The 18,389-nt window shown below is 44.1% G+C and carries 13 protein-coding genes; 9 read left to right on the top strand and 4 right to left on the bottom strand.

The annotated features are described in order from the left end of the window. Nucleotides 1-114 precede the first annotated feature (114 nt). Nucleotides 115-996, top strand: coding sequence for a carbohydrate ABC transporter permease (locus BLA28_RS09410; protein ID WP_016360180.1), 882 nt, complete (start codon nucleotides 115-117; stop codon nucleotides 994-996). Between the two features lie 16 nt (nucleotides 997-1,012). Beyond that, nucleotides 1,013-3,688 carry an alpha-L-rhamnosidase gene (locus BLA28_RS09405; protein WP_069156875.1) on the top strand — a complete coding sequence of 892 codons (2,676 nt, stop codon included), beginning with the start codon at nucleotides 1,013-1,015 and terminating at the stop codon, nucleotides 3,686-3,688. A gap of 58 nt (nucleotides 3,689-3,746) precedes the next feature. Here the strand turns inward: BLA28_RS09405 and BLA28_RS09400 are convergent, their stop codons facing one another. After that, nucleotides 3,747-4,583: an AraC family transcriptional regulator gene (locus BLA28_RS09400; protein WP_069156876.1), complete on the bottom strand. Its 837-nt coding sequence runs from the start codon at nucleotides 4,581-4,583 to the stop codon at nucleotides 3,747-3,749. Nucleotides 4,584-5,111: 528 nt separating this feature from the next. Between BLA28_RS09400 and BLA28_RS09395 the strand changes: the two genes are divergently transcribed. Both BLA28_RS09395 and BLA28_RS09385 read left to right on the top strand, forming a co-directional pair. Continuing rightward, nucleotides 5,112-6,107, top strand: a complete 996-nt coding sequence (locus BLA28_RS09395; RefSeq protein ID WP_242880578.1) for a PDDEXK nuclease domain-containing protein — start codon at nucleotides 5,112-5,114, stop codon at nucleotides 6,105-6,107. Nucleotides 6,108-6,970: 863 nt separating this feature from the next. Continuing rightward, on the top strand, nucleotides 6,971-8,353 hold the full coding sequence (locus BLA28_RS09385; protein WP_071699077.1) for an MATE family efflux transporter: 1,383 nt from the start codon (nucleotides 6,971-6,973) through the stop codon (nucleotides 8,351-8,353). 1 nt (nucleotide 8,354) lies between these two features. On the opposite strand, the gene BLA28_RS09380 is transcribed toward BLA28_RS09385, so the two are convergent. Further along, nucleotides 8,355-9,254: a LysR family transcriptional regulator gene (locus BLA28_RS09380; RefSeq protein ID WP_071699076.1), complete on the bottom strand. Its 900-nt coding sequence runs from the start codon at nucleotides 9,252-9,254 to the stop codon at nucleotides 8,355-8,357. A 290-nt stretch (nucleotides 9,255-9,544) separates the two neighbouring features. Between BLA28_RS09380 and BLA28_RS09375 the strand changes: the two genes are divergently transcribed. The 5 genes from BLA28_RS09375 (at nucleotide 9,545) to BLA28_RS09355 (ending at nucleotide 15,275) form a co-directional block, all read left to right on the top strand. Next, on the top strand, nucleotides 9,545-10,444 hold the full coding sequence (locus BLA28_RS09375) for an NAD-dependent epimerase/dehydratase family protein (protein WP_071699193.1): 900 nt from the start codon (nucleotides 9,545-9,547) through the stop codon (nucleotides 10,442-10,444). Between the two features lie 407 nt (nucleotides 10,445-10,851). Then, complete coding sequence (locus tag BLA28_RS09370; RefSeq protein ID WP_071699075.1) at nucleotides 10,852-11,721, top strand: DUF3737 family protein; 870 nt, start codon at nucleotides 10,852-10,854, stop codon at nucleotides 11,719-11,721. 97 nt (nucleotides 11,722-11,818) lie between these two features. Then, nucleotides 11,819-13,000, top strand: coding sequence for a MalY/PatB family protein (locus tag BLA28_RS09365; protein WP_069156883.1), 1,182 nt, complete (start codon nucleotides 11,819-11,821; stop codon nucleotides 12,998-13,000). 34 nt (nucleotides 13,001-13,034) lie between these two features. Then, nucleotides 13,035-13,589 carry a cyclophilin-like fold protein gene (locus BLA28_RS09360; RefSeq protein WP_141702905.1) on the top strand — a complete coding sequence of 185 codons (555 nt, stop codon included), beginning with the start codon at nucleotides 13,035-13,037 and terminating at the stop codon, nucleotides 13,587-13,589. 189 nt (nucleotides 13,590-13,778) lie between these two features. Then, a complete protein-coding gene (locus BLA28_RS09355; protein ID WP_069156884.1) occupies nucleotides 13,779-15,275 on the top strand; it encodes a hypothetical protein in 1,497 nt (498 codons plus the stop codon). A gap of 53 nt (nucleotides 15,276-15,328) precedes the next feature. Here BLA28_RS09355 and BLA28_RS09350 read toward each other — a convergent pair whose 3' ends face one another. Then, entirely contained in the window at nucleotides 15,329-16,630 is a 1,302-nt protein-coding gene (locus BLA28_RS09350) for a hypothetical protein (protein WP_069156885.1), read from the bottom strand. Beyond that, nucleotides 16,620-18,194, bottom strand: a complete 1,575-nt coding sequence (locus BLA28_RS09345; RefSeq protein WP_069156886.1) for a GGDEF domain-containing protein — start codon at nucleotides 18,192-18,194, stop codon at nucleotides 16,620-16,622. Before BLA28_RS09345 ends, BLA28_RS09350 begins: the two co-directional genes overlap by 11 nt. Between the last annotated feature and the right edge of the window lie 195 nt (nucleotides 18,195-18,389).

The following is an 18,389-nucleotide window of genomic DNA, read 5'->3' as shown; positions in this document are numbered from 1 at the left end:
CACGGCTGGCGCAGGGGGAAGAAAATCCAAACCGGCTGTCAGCCCCGAAAACAGGGGCCGGAGGGGACAGGGGCATGGGCGAAGTTTGAGTAATAAAAATGCAGGAGTATGTATATGAAAAAAATAAAAAAAGGACGTGCAGTTTTCAGCGTTGTCAATTATATGTTTTTATCATTACTGGCGTTGCTGTGTATTCTCCCCCTGCTGACTATTCTGGCGATGTCTTTTTCCAGCGCCACAGCGGTTGCCGCAGGAAAGGTTACACTATGGCCGGTAGAGTTTACGACAATGGCCTATCAATATGTTATTGAAAAAAAGGAATTCTGGACGTCTCTGTTAAAGAGTGTGGAACGGGTTTTAATAGGGGTGCCGTTGTCAATGATTCTTACAATCCTTATTGCCTATCCGCTGTCTAAGGAGAAAGAGCAGCTTCGGGCAAGAGGCGTCTATGTGTGGCTGTTTTTCTTTACCATGCTGTTTTCAGGCGGGCTGATTCCCGGGTACTTACTGATAACCAATCTTCATTTAATGGACACCATATGGGCATTGATACTTCCCACCATTCTGTCTGTATATAATATTGTTCTTATGATTAATTTCTTCCGAGGAATACCCAAAGAATTGGAGGAAGCAGCGATTATAGATGGGGCCAGCCATTTTACAACATGCTTCCGTGTATATGTTCCGTGTGCCAAACCATCGATTGCGACACTGACTTTATTTTCATTTATAACACAATGGAACAGCTATTTTGACGGGCTGATATTTTCGAATTTCCCTTCCAGTTATCCGCTGGCCTCTTATTTGTATACGGTGGTTGTGAAAAGAGATTTAAGTCTGCTGAGTATCGATGAGATAAAGCTGCTGTCTGTTGTGGATGACAGGACTATCCGCTGCGCGCAGATATTTATTTCACTCATTCCGATCATGCTTATCTATCCTTTTGCGCAGAAATATTTTGTAAAAGGCATGACGGTCGGATCAGTAAAAGGGTAAGGGAAAGCTGGAAAATATGAAAATAACAGAATGTAAAACGAATCATTATGTAAATCCTTTGGGATACTACTTTGAGAATCCGGTTTTTTCATGGAAGGTCACGGATGCCGAGGGGAAAAAGATGGTATCTGCAAGAATCCTGATTGCAGCGGATGAAAGGATGGAGCAAAGAATTACAGATACGGGATATCAGACGGATATCAGCTCTCTGGCGGCGCCGGTTATGATGAAAATGAAGCCGAGGACAAGGTATTACTGGACGGTATGTGTCCGTACCGATGCGGATGAGGAGGCTGTCAGCGATGTGCATTGGTTTGAGAGCGCTAAGGAAGGGGAGAACTGGGAGGGAAAGTGGATAGGCTGTTTGACGGAAGGCAAGGAAAGCCCTGTATTTTATAAGGAGATAGAGATTGCCAAAAGGGTCAGCCGTGCACGGTTATACATAACGGGCCTCGGGCTGTATGAGGCTATGTGGGACGGAAACAAGATTGGTGAAGAGCTGCTGACGCCTTACTGTAATAATTATAACAGCTGGATTCAGTATCAGACCTATGATGTGACGGACAGGATACAGCAGAGCGGAACCTTGTCCGTAATGCTTGGCCCGGGCTGGTATAAAGGGAGATTCGGATATGCCGGAAATTGGGAAAAAGGATATTACGGCGATAGTTTTAAACTGTTATCCGAGCTTCGTATTGAATATGAGGACGGTTCGGAACAGATCATCGGAACGGATGACAGCTGGAAGGTAAGGACATCCAATCTTGTGTTCTCCGGAATTTATGATGGGGAATGGAGAGATGATACAAGAAAAACCGGAGAGGAGGGCAGCGCAGTCTGTGTGGAAGCGCCCAGGGGAAAGTTGACGGCCAGGCTCAGTACGCCGGTAACGGTGAAGACAGAATTTCCGGTTGAAAGCCTGATTCATACGCCTGCGGGTGAAACGGTGCTGGATCTGGGCCAAAATATAACCGGCATTTTTTCACTGCGTGTAAACGAGCCTGAAGGGACGGTAATACACATACAGACAGGTGAGATACTGCAGCAGGGAAACTTTTACAGGGATAATCTGCGGTCGGCGCGATCGGAATATTTTTATATTTCCAACGGTACGGAGCAGATAATTACTCCTCATTTTACATTTTATGGATATCGTTATGTGAAAATAGAAAAGACCCTCTGCGAAGATCCGGCAGAAGCTTATGCGGTAATGGAAGGAGAAAAAAAGGATGTTATCTATACTCCGATGCCGGATAGCGTGAAAGATAATTTTGTCGGCCTGGCGGTTTATTCTTCGCTTCCGAGAACAGGGAGTCTGGTTACCGGCAATCCTTTATTGAACCGGCTGATTTTAAATACGGAATGGGGACAGAAGGATAATTTTGTGGATGTGCCCACAGACTGCCCGCAAAGGGATGAACGGATGGGATGGACCGGAGATGCACAGGTGTTTTCCGCTACGGCATGCTATATCAGGGATTGTTATTCTTTCTATTACAAATATATATTTGACATGGAAACCGAGCAAAAAAGCCGCAGGGGGATGGTACCGAATGTGGTGCCGGCCTTTGATGTGGACAGTACGTCCTCTGTCTGGGGGGATGCGACAACCATCATACCCTGGAATATGTACCGTTTTTATGGAGATACCGGCATATTGGAAAAGCATTACGGCAGTATGAAGGCCTGGGTTGACTATATGACGTCGGTCAATGAAACAGCAGAAGGGAAAAAAGATGGATGGCGCAGGGCCGTACATTACGGAGACTGGCTGGCTCTTGATGGAGACGGCGGCACAGAAGGCGTGAAAGGCGGGACGGATGACGGATTCATTGCCGATGTATATTACCGGTTAAGCACGCAGCTGACGGCAAAGACCGCCCGTATTCTCGGGAAAACAGAGGATGCTGAAAAATATGAGGCTTTGTCAGACAACATTTTAAAGGAAATCAGGGCGGAATATTATTCTCCGAACGGACGGAGCTGTGTCAATACACAGACAGGCTATTTACTGACTTTACGCCATGGGTTAAGTAAGGACAGGGAAAGAACCGACATTGATTTAAAGAGGAGCTTTGAATCGAATGGAAACCGGCTGCAGACAGGCTTTGTCGGGACGCCGATTCTTCTGGAAGAGCTCACGAAGGCCGGGATGAGCGATCTGGCATATCATCTTTTGTTAAATGAGGATTATCCGGGATGGCTGTATGAGGTTAAGCTGGGAGCCACGACTATCTGGGAGAGATGGAACAGTGTTTTGGCAGACGGAAGTATCTCTTCCACAGGGATGAACAGTCTGAATCATTATTCCTATGGAGCCGTTGTGGAATGGATGTATTCGTATATGGCGGGTATCAGACAGGCGGAGGATTCTGTCGGATTCCAAAAAGTAATATTGGCGCCGGTACCGGATCCTCGTGTGGGACAGGTGGCGTGTGAGTATAATTCTGCATCCGGTTTGTGGAAATCCGCCTGGAAATTCGAAGATGAATGTCATATCCGGCTGGCATTTTCGGTCCCGTTCGGGTGTGAGGCTGTTCTTTATCTGCCTCTGGCACCGGCTGAAATTTTTGCGGATAAAAAGAATCCCATTTTTGAATGTGTACGGGAAAACGTCTGCTATCTTACAGCGGGAGAATATGAGATTACATATAAGATCAGGGAGCCGGAGAAGGACGCGGAAGAGGAATAATCCTGTTCAGGCAAAATATTTCTGCAGTATTATTTTGCCTGAACAAACACGGTACAGCTCATGACTGGCGGTGCTGCATGATATTCCTGAACTGCAGGGGAGTGATACCGGATATCTGTTTAAACTTATGGATGAAATGCGAAGAACTGTTGTAGCCCACGGTCAGCGAAATATCCAGGATGGATAATTGTGTTGTGGCTAACAGGTTTTTTGCATGGTTAAAGCGTAACTCATCAATATAGGATTTGAAGCTGCGCTGAAAGCATTTTTTAAATGTCTGGCAAAAAAAGGTATGCGAATAAAAGGATAAATTAATGATATCATTCACCGACATGGAAAATATTTCAGGGCGCTGGGTTTCCTGTAAAAAGGCCTCAAGCCAGGCGGGACAATTGATCTGCCGGGAATAAAGGTTCTCGAAAAAGACGCCTAATATCTCAATGATAACGGAGAGGACACATTTCTTGTAGGTTTCCCGCATGTCGTCATTTTTAGCGAGGATGTAATTTACTTCCAGCTTACGTGCCTTTTTCACAATTACAGTGAATTCATCATAGCTGAGATTACATTTTTTTTCAGAGGCATCTTTCATTAAAAAATCATATAATTCTTCGTTGAATAAATTAAGGCAGATCTGTCTGAGCTGCTCACGGGTGATGTATAAATCTATATGCTCATGATCCTTGCTCAGGTCGGTAATGCTGTGCAGGGGAAGATGATTAAGGAAAAAAACATCCCCGTTGACAATGGTTTCAGAGACACCGTCTACCGTATTGACCGCTGTGCCGTTAGTGACCAGAACAAACTCACAGTTTACGTGGACGTGTTCCGGAGCCATGAGGTGATGGGTGTATGCAGTCAATACTTCATTCTCAAAAATAAGTTGTTTATACATGGCATCTCCTTTGCATATTGCTGCTAATTTGAAAAATATCATAACGGCGAAAATATGTCAATGAGATAGTTGAATTAACTGTGTTTCAAGTGGTGGTTAGATTAGAAAGAGTTGAATATATTTTTTAGGAATAGGTATGAGTCGGGGACGAATCATGCTTTTTTGAGCAATAGTAATAGATAATTTTAAAAATATACGTTATAATACAATTTAAGTGAACTAAATAAGCAATGCTTTGTTTTCAAATAGGAGAGTCTTATGACAGGTGATTGGTTTATACATGATATCAGTTGGAGTACACTCTTTTTGGAGTGAATACTTATGCCGCAGGTATTCAACAGAATGACAGAAGATATATAACAAAATATTTTCCCATGTCTCCGTTTGTGATTGAAAATATGCTTTTAAATCATGGCTCTATGGGGTGTTATCAGCAGGGATATAGAACAAATAGGATTAAGTGGATAAGTTTTGACTTTGTATGATTTGTGACAACAGTGTTGACACAAATTTGAAAGGTGGTAGATTTTGATAAAAAATGAAATCTCAGCAGCAGGTAATCTCATCCAGATTATTATTCAATCAAGGCAGAATGCGCTGAAAAAAGTTAATGAAGAGTTGATTCAGATGTATTGGAAAGTGGGAGAATACCTGAGTACGGAATCCACGAAAGTATCATTTGGGGATGCTTATATAGATACAGTCGCAGAAGAGGTTCAAAATGCTTTTCCTGGAATTAAAGGATTTAACAGGCGTGGTCTCTATCGTATGAAAAAATTTTATGAAACTTATGTAGATGATGAATTTGTGACAACACTGTTGTCACAAATAAGCTGGTCAAACCATCTAGCTATAATTTCAAAAGCGAAAACATCCGAAGAGCGTCATTTTTATATAATGCTTTGTATAAAAGAAAATTATTCGGCCCGAGAACTATCACGCCAGATTGACAGTGGATATTATGAACGATATATGTTATCCAAGGAAAAACTGTTACCTGAGCCGATAAAAGGATTAAAAGAAAATCCTTTTCTGGATTCTTATGTGATAGAATTTCTGGATTTGCCATCTAATTTTAAGGAACCTGATTTAAGAAAGGGCCTGATTAGAAATATGAAGGATTTTATTCTGGAGGTTGGCAGGGATTTTACGTTCATTGATGAAGAATTCCGAGTTCAGGTTGGCGGTGAAGATTATAAGATCGATCTGCTGTTCTTTCATCGGGGATTACAGTGTCTTGTGGCGTTTGAATTGAAAATTGGGAAATTTAAGCCAGAATATATATCGAAAATGGATTTTTATCTGGAAGCGCTTGATCGACAGAAGAAAAAGGAAAATGAGAATCCGAGTGTCGGAATGATATTATGTGCATCTAAAGATGATGAAGTGGTTGAGTATGCTATGAGCAGAACATTGTCTCCAATGATGGTTGCAGAGTATCAACTCCAATTGCCGGATAAGAATGTATTGCAGAATAAATTGCAGGAATTGATTAATATGCCTTTATTAGAAGAAGATGAGTAAATATTGGCATTTAAGAATATGGTGAAAAGCTTACTTTAATATGTCGCTTAAAGTGCCAGATGGAACTTTAAATGGCACTTTAGAAGATAAATATTGTCAGTGATCGAGAGTGATAAAGACATGATAGAGTACATTAATGAGCAGAAAATGTGGAAATGGGTTGAACGCTAAAGATGCAAAATCAGTGAAAAACAGGGAAGAAAGATGAACCAGGTACTTGTTTCCATTAAAGTACCTGGTTTTGTTATGCGGAGAATTCAGAACTTCAGAATATTCTAAAAATGGAGGAGGATCAAGAAGAGGATTTTTCATCACTGTTAAAAAGACAGATAGGAAAATCTGATTTAAATGCCCCCAATTTATTTTTTTAGATATTTGACAAGAAGATAATCGAAAGATGTTCCAGGAGTATATGAAATACCTGTTTTCTTTTATAAAAAGAAAAGTTATCCGAAGAATCATGAAGTGTATCCGTATCTGAACTTTCCAGAGTTACAGGATTATCAAAAGATAACAGTTTTCCGGCAGCAGTTCCCGTGAGGAAATTATAGAATGGGTAAATAGTCTTGGACTGGATATTACTGCGGAATAAAGAGAGGCGGTGTATTGGCGGCAGGCAATGTAAAATTACAATGTATTACAGATGGAAAAAGCTATTGCTGATACCGGAAACTTCAATAGAAAAAAGTTATGGATATATATTAAATATAAGAATTTGCTGCTAGTAATGAACCATGTTAAATTAAAAAAGGAAAAGGGCAGCCGAATGTATTTACTGTTTATTATCCCGTATTCCCTGCTCACCGACGGAATTGTTAATGGAATCATATAAAGTGTCCTGAAATAAAAAGCAGAGGTAGAACATGCAGCAGGAAAATCTGATGGGTACTATGCCCATTCCGCAATTAATCATTAAGACATCTATTCCCCTGATTATATCCTTATTGGTGAATAATCTTTATAACCTTGTGGACAGTATCTTTGTTTCCAGGGTCAGTGAAGAGGCGCTGACGGGAATAGCGCTTGCCGCACCTTTACAGATGATTATGATTGCTTTGGGCTGCGGGCTTGCCGTAGGCCTGAATGCAATGGTATCAAAGGCTCTGGGCGAAAAGAAACAGGAAGAAGTAAAAAAGACAACATCAGCAGCCATTGTTATGGCTTTTGGGGCGTATCTGATTAATGCAGCTGTCTGCCTGCTGGCGGCAAAGCCGTATTTTGCGTGGCAGGCGGGCGGAAATGAGACAATTGCTGAATACGGCAGTGTTTATATCCGTATATGTATGCTCTTTTCCTTTGGTCAGATGATACAGTGGGTTTTTGACCGGCTGCTCATTGCCACAGGAAAGTCAACACTTTTTCTTGCGACGCTTGGAACCGCATCTATAGTGAATCTGATCCTGGATCCGATACTGATATTCGGGTATTTCGGTTTTCCTGCCCTGGGTACCGCAGGGGCCGCCATAGCAACGGTTACGGGACAGATTGCAGGAGGGCTTCTGGGAATCTGGCTGAATATAAAGAGGAATAAGGAAATACCCATACATTTTACGATACATATTTCAGGCAAATATGTGGTGAATATCCTGAAAGTGGGAATACCAACGGCTATTATGCAGGGAATCATGTCCGTCATGGGAATTTTTATTAATACCATATTGTATCAGTTCTCATCGACGGCCGTTGCCGTTTACGGAATTCTCATAAAGGTGCAGAATATAGCGCAGATCGCTGTTCATGGAATGAATAATGCATTGATACCGATTATTGCATATAACTATGGCGCGAAAAAGGAAGGGCGGATTCGGGAAACCATAAAATGTGCGTTCCTGTATGCATTTATTATTATGTCAGCCGTTCTGGTATTGATGGAACTGATACCGGATAAGATACTTCTGCTGTTTGATGCGTCGGAACAGATGCTGCGGATCGGGATTCCGGCAGTCCGGTTCATGTCTCTGAGCTTTTATATCGGAACCATCGGTATAATATTCGCAGCGGTGTTCCAGGGCTTCGGAAACGGAAGCTACAGCATGTATCTTGCATTTTCGAGACAGGCAATCCTTTTGGCCCCGCTGCTTTTGCTGGGGGCATGGCTGAAACAGCTTCATTTGGTATGGCTGTCATTTGCCGTAGCGGAAGCGATCTCCATTCCGTTCGGAATACTGCTGTACAGGAGAATTGGAAAAAACGGAAAACCTCCGGAAACGGAATATGAGGAAACGGGATTCCGCTATGAAAATTAACTCACTCCGCCGGGGTCTCCAGAAATTCCTTCAGGACATCTATAAATTTTCCGGCAGGTTTGGAAAACAGCTGGTACTTTTTCCAAATGATGCTCATTTCATTCTCCAGTTTTGGGGCTAAGGGCCTGAAACAGAGAGTGCTGTTTCCGGTGGTGTTGATTATCCCGTCAAGCCCGATGGCATATCCCAGGCCTTCTTCAACCAGCAGGGATGCATTGAAAATGAGATTGTAGGTTGCGGCTATGTTCAGCGCCGATGCCTCACAGTTCAGCCACTGTGTTAACTGGCCTCCGCGTTCTTCCTGCTGTGACAGGATCAGAGGTTCTTCCCATAAATCTTCCGGCCCGATTGTTTCTTTTGAGGCAAGAGGAGAATCCTTCCGCATCAGTACGCCCCACAGGTCTGCTGCAGGCATTTTCAGGGCATTATATTTAACAAGGTCTACTGTTCCGAATACAATGCCGAAATCAAGCAGGCCTTTGTCCAGCTGCTCCAAAACAAAAGGGGCGTTTCCGCTGGATATATGGTAACGGATTCCGGGACAGGCTTCCTGCAGCTTTTTAGCGGCCCGTGCGATAAGACGTACGCTGTCGGTTTCACCGGTTCCGATATAGATATCTCCCATAACGATATCATTGGTAAGGGTTACTTCTTTTTCCGTCTTTTTTACCAAATCTAAAATTTCCTCTGCCCGTTTTCTTAATATCATGCCTTCCTCGGTCAGGGTCACTTTCCGGGAACCCTTTGTGCCCCGGATCAGAAGCTGCTTACCCAGCTCTTCCTCCAGGTTTTTTATCTGTGTGGAAAGTGTGGGCTGGGACAGATGCAGGGATTCGGCAGCCCGTATAATGCTTTGTTCCCTTGCAATTGCAAGAAAATACTGAAGTACCCGTAATTCCATTTGTTCTCTCCTTATTGTACTGCATGTTTGGCGCGCCATACCCGGATCGGAGAAAGAAGCGCCGCCGCCTTCGATATTTTTATGGATAAAATCAGTTTACCATAGATAATGCCGGGATGCATTTATAAATTATCCGTTTTATTCGGGAATTGCGGATGAAGAGAAGGGGTGAACTGTTGAGGCGGCAGACAGGAATCTGTATTTTTACATGGAAAGCCCGACAGGGATATGATAAAATTGCACTGTTACACCCGGCAGGGGATTATTATAACAGGAAGGCGCAAAATAAAATGAAATTACTCATCACAGGAGGAACGGTATTTGTCAGTAAATTTACGGCATCATATTTCGCAGGCAGGGGACATGAGGTTTATGTATTGAACAGAGGGACAAGGCCGCAGGCGGAAGGCGTTAATTTAATAAAAGCAGACAGAAATTCGCTTGGCAGCACCTTGAACGGAATGTATTTTGATGCCGTGATTGATGTCTGCGCATATAAGGAAGCCGATATTAACAATCTGCTTGATGCGGGAATAAAGTTTGATGATTATGTATTAATCAGTTCATCCGCCGTTTATCCTGAAACACTGCCCCAGCCATTTAATGAACGGCAGCCAATAGGAAAAAACAGCATCTGGGGGGATTACAGCTCCGGCAAGGTGGGTGCAGAAGTCTGCCTTACTTCAAGATACCCCAATGCATATGTGATAAGGCCGCCATATTTATATGGCCCTATGCAGAATTTGTATCGTGAACCCTTCGTGTTTGAGTGTGCCGAATTAAAACGTAAGTTTTATATTCCCGGAGACGGAGAAATGAAACTGCTGTTTTTTCATGTTGAGGATTTGTGCAGATTCATTTACATCATTTTAAAACAGCATCCGGATAACCATATCTTCAATGTCGGCAATACTCGGCCTGTCTCCATCAACACCTTTGCAGAATTGTGTTATCGGGCTGCAGGTGCGCCTTTGGAAAAAGTGTTTGTTAAGGATCACCCTAATCAGCGTGATTATTTCAGCTTCCACAATTACGAATATCTTCTGGATGTGTCGCTGCAGAATGAAATTATGCCGGAGCAGAAGGATTTATACTGTGGCTTGAAGGAATCCTATGAATGGTATAAAAGCAATAAAGAGGAAGTCAGGAAAAAGCCTTACATAGATTTTATCGACAGGAATTTTCAATGACAGCAGTGTATGTGAGCGGATGATGGGACGGAGAATGGCTCTGTTCCGAAGATATAGTGTTTCATAAAGAGGATATTCCGAAGCGGGCGGATAGGTAAATCGCTGCTTTTGGAACATCCTCTTTTTTATATTATGAGAAAAGGAAATAAGAGTGGAAATTTCTATGTATTTGATATATGCATAGGAAATAGCTATATAAATACATCAAATATAAGTATTTGCTATCTGTATGCGTGCCTGCTATGATAAAAACAGTTAAAGCTGCACCGAAATTCGTTCAGACAGTGCTTGCTTTTATATCAGAAGCATATTATTTACGCAGGTTAGAATATTTCTAACGGCTCTTGCCTTATCGGCTGCTTACACATTGTCTCTGAAAAATTATAAGGAAAGAAGGAAAAGAAAACATGAAAGAAATCAGACAGGAATATTTAACAGGTGAACGTGCACTTTTCCAGGGAAATAATCTGAAAATTTATGATACTATTTTTGCGGACGGGGAATCGCCGCTGAAGGAAAGTCATGATATTGAACTTTTCGGCAGCATGTTTCAGTGGAAATATCCGCTGTGGTACAGCAAAAATATTCTGGCGGAAAATTGTACCTGGCTTGAAATGGCGCGTGCGGGAGTATGGTATACGGACAATATCACGGTGAAAAATGCGGTCATCGAAGCACCGAAGAATTTCCGCAGGTGTCATGGTTTGGTGCTGCAGAAGGTGGATTTGCCCAATGCGGCTGAAACGCTGTGGAACTGTGAAGGGGTTGTGATGGATCAGGTTACCGCAAAAGGGGATTATTTTGCGATGAACAGCCGGGATATGGAGCTTCATGATTTTACGCTGGTTGGAAATTATTCCTTTGACGGGGTGAAAAACGCAGAGATCCACAACGCAAAAATGCTTTCCAAGGACGCTTTCTGGAACAGTGAAAATGTGACGGTATATGATTCCTTTATTTCAGGGGAATATCTGGGCTGGAACGCAAAGAATCTGACCTTGATTAACTGTACCATAGAAAGCCTGCAGGGAATGTGTTATATAGAGAATCTTGTCATGAAAAACTGCAGGCTGATTCATACTGCTCTGGCTTTTGAATATTCCACAGTGGACGCGCAAATCCAGGGAAAAATAGACAGTGTACTTAATCCCTCGGGAGGGATCATCCGAACGGATGAAATTGGGGAACTGATAATAGAAAAGGATAAGGTGGATCCGGGAAAAACAAGGATAATCTGTCAAAAAGATGGAAAATTCGAAGGATGTGTATGCGCATAATCGTCATGCCGGGGCTTCTGTTCTATGTATGAAGCGGCGGATGTTTATTCATACTAAAAGAAGTTATGAACGAAAAAACAGAAAAGGAGGGATAGAGATGCAGTTTGATTTTGACCGGATTACTGACCGAAGAAATACAGGCTCCCTGAAATGGGATGCTGCAGAGGCAGAGCTTCCCATGTGGGTGGCCGACATGGATTTTCAGACGGCTCCGGCTGTGCTGGATGCGCTTCGGCATAAATTACAGAGCGGTATATTTGGCTATTCCATAGTGACGGAGGAATGGTATCAGTCGATTATAAGCTGGTGGAACAAGAGGCATGGCTTCCGGATGCAGAAGGAATGGCTTATTTTCTGTACCGGCGTTGTCCCCGCGGTGACCTGTGCCGTAAAACGGATGACGAATGTTGGGGATAACGTGGTGTTACAGACGCCGGTTTACGATATTTTTTTCCATTCCATCGAAAATCATGGCCGCCATGTACTGGAAAACAGGCTGAAATATGAAGGAGGAGAATACAGCATTAATTTTGCCGATCTGGAACAGAAGCTGGCGGATCCTTTCACGACCTTGATGATACTCTGCAATCCGCATAACCCTACGGGGAATATATGGAGCAGGCAGGATTTGGAGCGTATCGGTGAACTCTGCCGCAGATATCACGTGACAGTGCTGGCGGATGAAATCCATTGTGACCTGACGGTACCCGGCAGCGATTATGCCCCCTTTGCCGCTGTCTCCGAAAGCTGCCGGGACAGCAGCATTACCTGCATTTCCGCGACGAAAGCCTTTAATATGGCGGGACTTCAGACGGCCGCTGTGGTAATACCGGATGAGAGGATCCGGAATATTATGCTCCGGGGGTTAAATGCGGATGAGATTGCGGAACCGAATTCCTTTGCCGTGGACAGTGTGGCTGCCGCCTTTGGAGAAGGGGAGGAATGGCTGGATGCCCTGCGGGAATATCTGGCTGAAAACAGAAGGTACGCAGCAGCCTTTTTACAGAAGGAACTGCCGCAGGTAAAACCGGTGGATTCAAAGGCAACCTACCTGCTGTGGCTGGACTGTACGGGAGTGCTGGGAGATGCGGCGGAACTGGGACAGTTTCTGCGCCGGGAGACGGGGCTTTATCTTTCTGCCGGAATTTCATACAGAGGAAACGGAATACGATTCCTGCGCATGAATCTTGCCTGTCCCAGGGAACGGCTCACTGAGGGGCTTAACCGGCTGAAAAAAGGTGTGGCAGCGTATGAGAACTGGGCTGTAAAACAATGCTGATAAAGCGTATATACGGAAAGAAACGGGAAATAGGATGAGAAAAGTGATAGCAGTTGTGTGCGCGTTTCTCCTGTTTTTGTCTGCCTGCAGTACCTCTTCCGCGACGGGAAGTGGCGCTGCGGATGTCAGCGCGGACGAAGTTCTGGTTATGGACGAGGCCCGAAGTACAGCAGCTGAATCGGTAAAATCGACAGCGCTGAATGAAAACCGGGACAGAGAGGAAACGGATATAAGGAATACAGACAGAGTAAATGTGCAGATAGGAAACGAAAGCTTTACGATAATCCTCTATGATAACGATGCTGCGGCCGCTTTTGCGGAGATGCTTCCGCTTACATTAGATATGAGTGAGCTGAATGGAAATGAGAAATATTTTTATCTGGACAGCGATTTACCGGCAATGGCGGAACCTGTGGGAGACATACGGAACGGGGATTTTATGCTTTATGGAGCGAATTGTCTTGTGCTGTTTTATGACAGCTTTTCAACCGGTTACAGCTATACAAGTCTCGGAAGGGTGGAAAATCCGGAAGGACTTTCGGCAGCATTGGGAAGCGGCGGTGCGGTGATTACTTTTCGGAAAAATTGATGAATGCGCTGAACGGCATACCGGTAAATTAGTGATGACGATTTACTGCGGAGCATGCGGCAGAAGTATGCGGATCCTCCATGAAAGAGGTTGACTCATGGCAAGCAAATGTGAGAAGATAGTTTTACAAGATTGTACACTTCGATTTGACGAGAGGCCGGAGCCTGAAAATGTAAGGAGGAAATCCATATGGATTTATTGGAACAATGCCGGATTTGGAACGAAAATGATGAATACCAGAAGATTATAGACGCGATTGAAGCTATCCCGGAATCGGAACTTACCCCGGAGCTTGCCAGTGAACTGGCCCGTGCTTATAATAATGCGGCCGATGTGGGGGACAAGGAATATTTTGAAAAGTCCGTCAGTCTGCTAAAACCTTATGAGGAATATTTTGAGGGAGATCACTGCTGGAATTTCCGGATAGCCTACGCTTATTATTACCTGGATCAGGAGGGGCTGGCCCTGCATTATTTTGAGAATGCACTGGAAGCCAGGCCCGGTGACGAGGATACTATGGAGATGATTAAGGCATGCCGCAGCTGCCTGGCCTGTCCCCATTTTGACAAAAGCTTTCGGGAAAGGACGGAGGAGGCCTGGGCCGCCTTTGTAAAGGAAGAGGCAGAGCTGCGCAGCCTGATGGATCAGAAGGATCAGGAGCAGGGAGGAAACCGGATTCTCAAAAAATGCGGTGACATCCTGCATCTTGCTTTTAAGGATATCGCTTTTGAACTGGGCTTTAACGGGACAAAATATGAGTTAATCCTAACCCCGGAGGGAGATAGGGCCAGGCTGTTTGAACTGGTTTATTTCCGGCGTCATGTGCCGGAGCCTGTTTTGGAATACTGGAATATCTGGGTAGGACGTCAGCCCGGCCATGGCTTCGGCCTGCACCGTGACGGATGGGAAGTATCGGATGATGAGGTACAGGTATGGGCGGAAAAGAAGGACGAGCAGAATGTCAGCCTGGCCCTATATTGTGAAAAGCTGCTTCCGCTGCTTAAAGAGAAAGAGGAGATGGCATGGTGGATGCTGTATACCCTTACCGATCAGGTTCTGGGTGAAATCCCCGCAATCGCCCATATTTATGGTTTTGAAGTTTTGAAGGAGCCTAAGGAAGAACAATCCATAATACTGACAGATTTACCCGGGGAAATGGAAAATATGGGGATAACTGTTTACAAAGATGCGGACAGTTATCTGGAAAACTGCTACTCCGCCTATGAACTGGAGCCCAGTGATGATCCGGAATCAGACTGGCGGCTGGATGTGTTTGCCGGGGCTACCCGCTGTATCCCGCTTCTGAATGAGTACCTGAACAATGAAAGCAGTGTGATGGATGCTTTTCATAAGGACGGCGCGGTGCCCGGCTTTTTCTGCTATCCTACAGATGACTTTACAGGCGAAGAGCGGGCGAAAAATATGCTGGATTTCCGGGATGCCCTGGAAGAAGCGGTGCTGGAAAAAGCGGGAGAGGACGCGGTCACCTTCCTGGGCGGAGCCAGCGGCCTGTACTGCGGCTATCTGGATTTCATCGCTTGGGATTTACCAGCAGTGATGGACGCGGCACGGGAATTCTTTGAAGCAGGCCCGACGGCATGGGGCAATTTCCATACTTTCCGCCGGAATGTATCTGCCGTACGGCTGTATTACCGGGAAGAGGCTGAAGCGGAGACAGAGGAATAGATAGAGGAAGGGCATAAGTGACTGGAAAATCACTTATGCCTTTTTCTGGTACTTTATTTTTCAGGCTTTGTTTCAAACTGCCTGATTACCGCTTTTACAAGGGAAAGCGCATCCCTGCCGTCTTTCGGGTATGTAACCGTGCGGTAACGCGGGGTGATAAAGATTTTCTGATCATCAATTTTCCTTTTCCAATATAACTGCAGGATAAAATCTTCAATGGATCGTTCCAATTGCTGGCCGTCCATAAAAATTGCGAGAATAAAACTATCGTCATTGATTCTTGCCGCGACTGTGTCATCAGGGAAGCAATCCGTTATATTCTGCCTTAACTGCATTAAATACGTTACGAGTTCCTCCCGATCCATATTTTTTGTAAACCTGCGGAAATTTCCCAGCTGCAGCTCCAGGATGCACAGATGGGAATCGGGATTTTTAGTTAAGCGGTTATTCGTAAAGAGCAGAAAGCCTTCCATGGTAAAGAGCCCGCTGTCTGCATTTGTATATTTGGCAATCTGTAATTTCTTCTGCAGCCGGAGGATACGATACAGTAAAATCAATATACCCAGCAGGACGAGTCCAAGGGAAAGGAATACGGTATTAATAAAAACATCTTCGGAGGATGTAATCCAGCCGCCCTTTGGTAAAATACTGATATTCCATGTGGCGGGAAGGCTGAATTCATGTTTGACAGCGTCGGAATAATCTACCGTGGTATCTGAAGTGGCTATGACTGTCTTGCTGTGTCCGAGAAAATCCACACGCCAGAGCTCATAGTCATAATTGCCATTCTCTAATTCATCCAGGCCCAAAGAGGAGAGTACATAGCCGCTGTCCATGGCAACTACAATTTCCCCAATAAAATATGTGCCGTTATAGAGCGGCTGCATAAAAAGGAATACATCGCCGTTTTCGTCGAGCAGATTTGCGGGACCTTCCACAACAGGCGTTTTAACGACTTTTGCCAAAGTGATGCTGTATGTAAAATCAGCCATGTTTTTCCCGATTAAAGAACGGAATTTATCTGCCGGATAAATGTAATCCAGCGTATCTTCTTTAAAGTAGGCAACATAGGAAATATGTTCATTTTCCTCCATAAGCTCCTGCACCTTTTTATGAAAAAGCGTCAGGCTGCCGGTATCCTCGAAATCAATGGAATAGGATAATTTCACCGCATGGTTTAAGTTCCCGAAGGTTTCATCAAGGCCTCTGTTAAAGCCTGCTTCTACCGTCCGGGCCGCCGCCATACGCTCGGCGGTAATGGCGTTTTTAAAGGCTTCAGCCAGAATAAGTATTGCGCCTGTCAGGATAAGAAACAGTATACCGAAAATCATGCCCTGCTTTATCTTATATTTCATCGTGCCCACCATTCAAAAAAAGTGAATAATTAGCCTTTCCGTGACATTTTACATTGTACAGGGCCTTGTCCGCATTGGAAATCAGCGTCTCCAGGGTAAGCCCCTTATGCCATATGCTGGCGCCGATACTGCAATGGATTTCAATCTCCTTATCTTCGCAGTATATAATAAATTTCAATCTGTCAACCAACTCTTTGAGGACGGTATTCAACTCATCATGGTTATCGATATCCCGTAAAATCAAAATGAATTCATCGCCGCCGTAACGTCCAGCAATCCCGTCATATTTCACACCGTATTCCCGCACAATGCTGCCTATTTTTTTCAGGGCCATGTCACCGGCCGAGTGGCCGTTCGTATCGTTTAGTGTTTTCAGATTATCCAGATCAATAAAACAGAGAGCCAATATCTGTTCATCCTGTTTATCCTTCAGCATCGCTTCCGCCCGATCGAGGAAAATAACCCGGGTGAAGGTTCCTGTCAGGTCATCATTTAATCCCTTGCTGGACAGCTGGATAATATTTTCATAATCAATTTGTTCTGAAGGGTCATTGCCCTGATAGACCTTTCTTTTAATCTGCTGAACAGATTTGACCATGTTCTCTATGGTTTGGGACTGCAGTCTGGCATGGCGGTTTACGAAATAATACAGTGCCGCCATGATCAAAAGCATTCCCAAAACAGCAAAACCTGCGGATGGCAGCATGGAAAGGAATACCGGCCAGAAATTGACGGTTACCAGAATATCCCAGTTGGAATTCTCCACCGGGCCGTATTCCGTATAGATAAGTCCGAAACCGTTATAGCTTTGGAATGAACCAAAATGTCTGTTCAGCATCTGTTCCTCTAACTGATTGGCAGTCGTATGCAGCAGCTTGTAATTGCTCAGGATGTCAAGGATAGATGTGCCATAGGTCAAATTGTTTGTGGAACACATGACCAGCCCTTTTGAACTGATCAAAACCGCTTCTGCTTTTGTGGTGGATGTAATTTCGTTTAAAAGACCGGAAATATCATCCAAAACGATTGTGGCAAACAGGCTGCCCGTCATGACGCCGTCTTTGAGCAGCGGGACGATGACGGTATAATTCAGGGTTTTGCCGTCGGCGCCTGCTACGAAGCTGTCTGTAACATAGGGCTGCTTGGAAGCGTAAACCTTTTGCATATGTTCACGGCTTGCCAGGCTTGCCGGTTCCTCGCCCAGGGTATATACAACGATATCCTGATCGACAAAACAAATAAACATATATCCATAAAATTCATTTATTTTATCCAGCACCGCAACTTTTTCTTCCCAGGGAGTGTCCGGTTCATAAAAAAGATCAAGTGACGCAAGGGATTCCAGAAGCTTCAGAGATTCATTTACTTTTTCCGAAATCTGGGCAGAAACACTCTGCTGTATGGTCTTTACGGTTTGCTTCATATTCGTATAGGCAAGAAATGCGTTTTGAAGCAAAAAACACAAAATGCCCAGAAAAAGGCAGACAATAAAAGCTCTGCGTACTTTTGAATAGGACAGTGCTTCTGCACTTTTTACAGCTTGTTTTTTAACTCTGTTTTTCATAGCTTTTCACCTTTAAGGAACCTGGATTGAAAGGAAATTACCGCTGAAAGCCTGCCCGAACCGAAGTGTCGGAAGAAATTCGAAAACGAAACACCCTTTATTGAGTTTGCGTATAATTTATATACAGTACATATGTGTTACGTGTTTATATATTACAACGTTACTGTTGATTAGTCCAATAATTTTTTTGAGCAG

Origin of the sequence: Eisenbergiella tayi, from assembly GCF_001881565.1 — a bacterium.
In the GTDB taxonomy this organism is placed as follows: domain Bacteria; phylum Bacillota; class Clostridia; order Lachnospirales; family Lachnospiraceae; genus Eisenbergiella; species Eisenbergiella tayi.
The sequence above is the reverse complement of the archived record's forward strand: the minus strand, read 5'-3'. Positions and strand labels throughout refer to the sequence as shown.

What these genes read in the sequence shown, in the direction of transcription:
- BLA28_RS09380 (WP_071699076.1), bottom strand. Translation starts at nt 9,254, where the DNA reads ATGGAATTACGGGTACTTCAGTATTTTCTTGCAATTGCAAGGGAACAA.
- BLA28_RS09350 (WP_069156885.1), bottom strand. Translation starts at nt 16,630, where the DNA reads ATGAAATATAAGATAAAGCAGGGCATGATTTTCGGTATACTGTTTCTT.
- BLA28_RS09345 (WP_069156886.1), bottom strand. Translation starts at nt 18,194, where the DNA reads ATGAAAAACAGAGTTAAAAAACAAGCTGTAAAAAGTGCAGAAGCACTG.
- BLA28_RS09360 (WP_141702905.1), top strand. Translation starts at nt 13,035, where the DNA reads ATGAGAAAAGTGATAGCAGTTGTGTGCGCGTTTCTCCTGTTTTTGTCT.
- BLA28_RS09365 (WP_069156883.1), top strand. Translation starts at nt 11,819, where the DNA reads ATGCAGTTTGATTTTGACCGGATTACTGACCGAAGAAATACAGGCTCC.
- BLA28_RS09370 (WP_071699075.1), top strand. Translation starts at nt 10,852, where the DNA reads ATGAAAGAAATCAGACAGGAATATTTAACAGGTGAACGTGCACTTTTC.
- BLA28_RS09400 (WP_069156876.1), bottom strand. Translation starts at nt 4,583, where the DNA reads ATGTATAAACAACTTATTTTTGAGAATGAAGTATTGACTGCATACACC.
- BLA28_RS09405 (WP_069156875.1), top strand. Translation starts at nt 1,013, where the DNA reads ATGAAAATAACAGAATGTAAAACGAATCATTATGTAAATCCTTTGGGA.
- BLA28_RS09375 (WP_071699193.1), top strand. Translation starts at nt 9,545, where the DNA reads ATGAAATTACTCATCACAGGAGGAACGGTATTTGTCAGTAAATTTACG.
- BLA28_RS09410 (WP_016360180.1), top strand. Translation starts at nt 115, where the DNA reads ATGAAAAAAATAAAAAAAGGACGTGCAGTTTTCAGCGTTGTCAATTAT.
- BLA28_RS09355 (WP_069156884.1), top strand. Translation starts at nt 13,779, where the DNA reads ATGGATTTATTGGAACAATGCCGGATTTGGAACGAAAATGATGAATAC.
- BLA28_RS09385 (WP_071699077.1), top strand. Translation starts at nt 6,971, where the DNA reads ATGCAGCAGGAAAATCTGATGGGTACTATGCCCATTCCGCAATTAATC.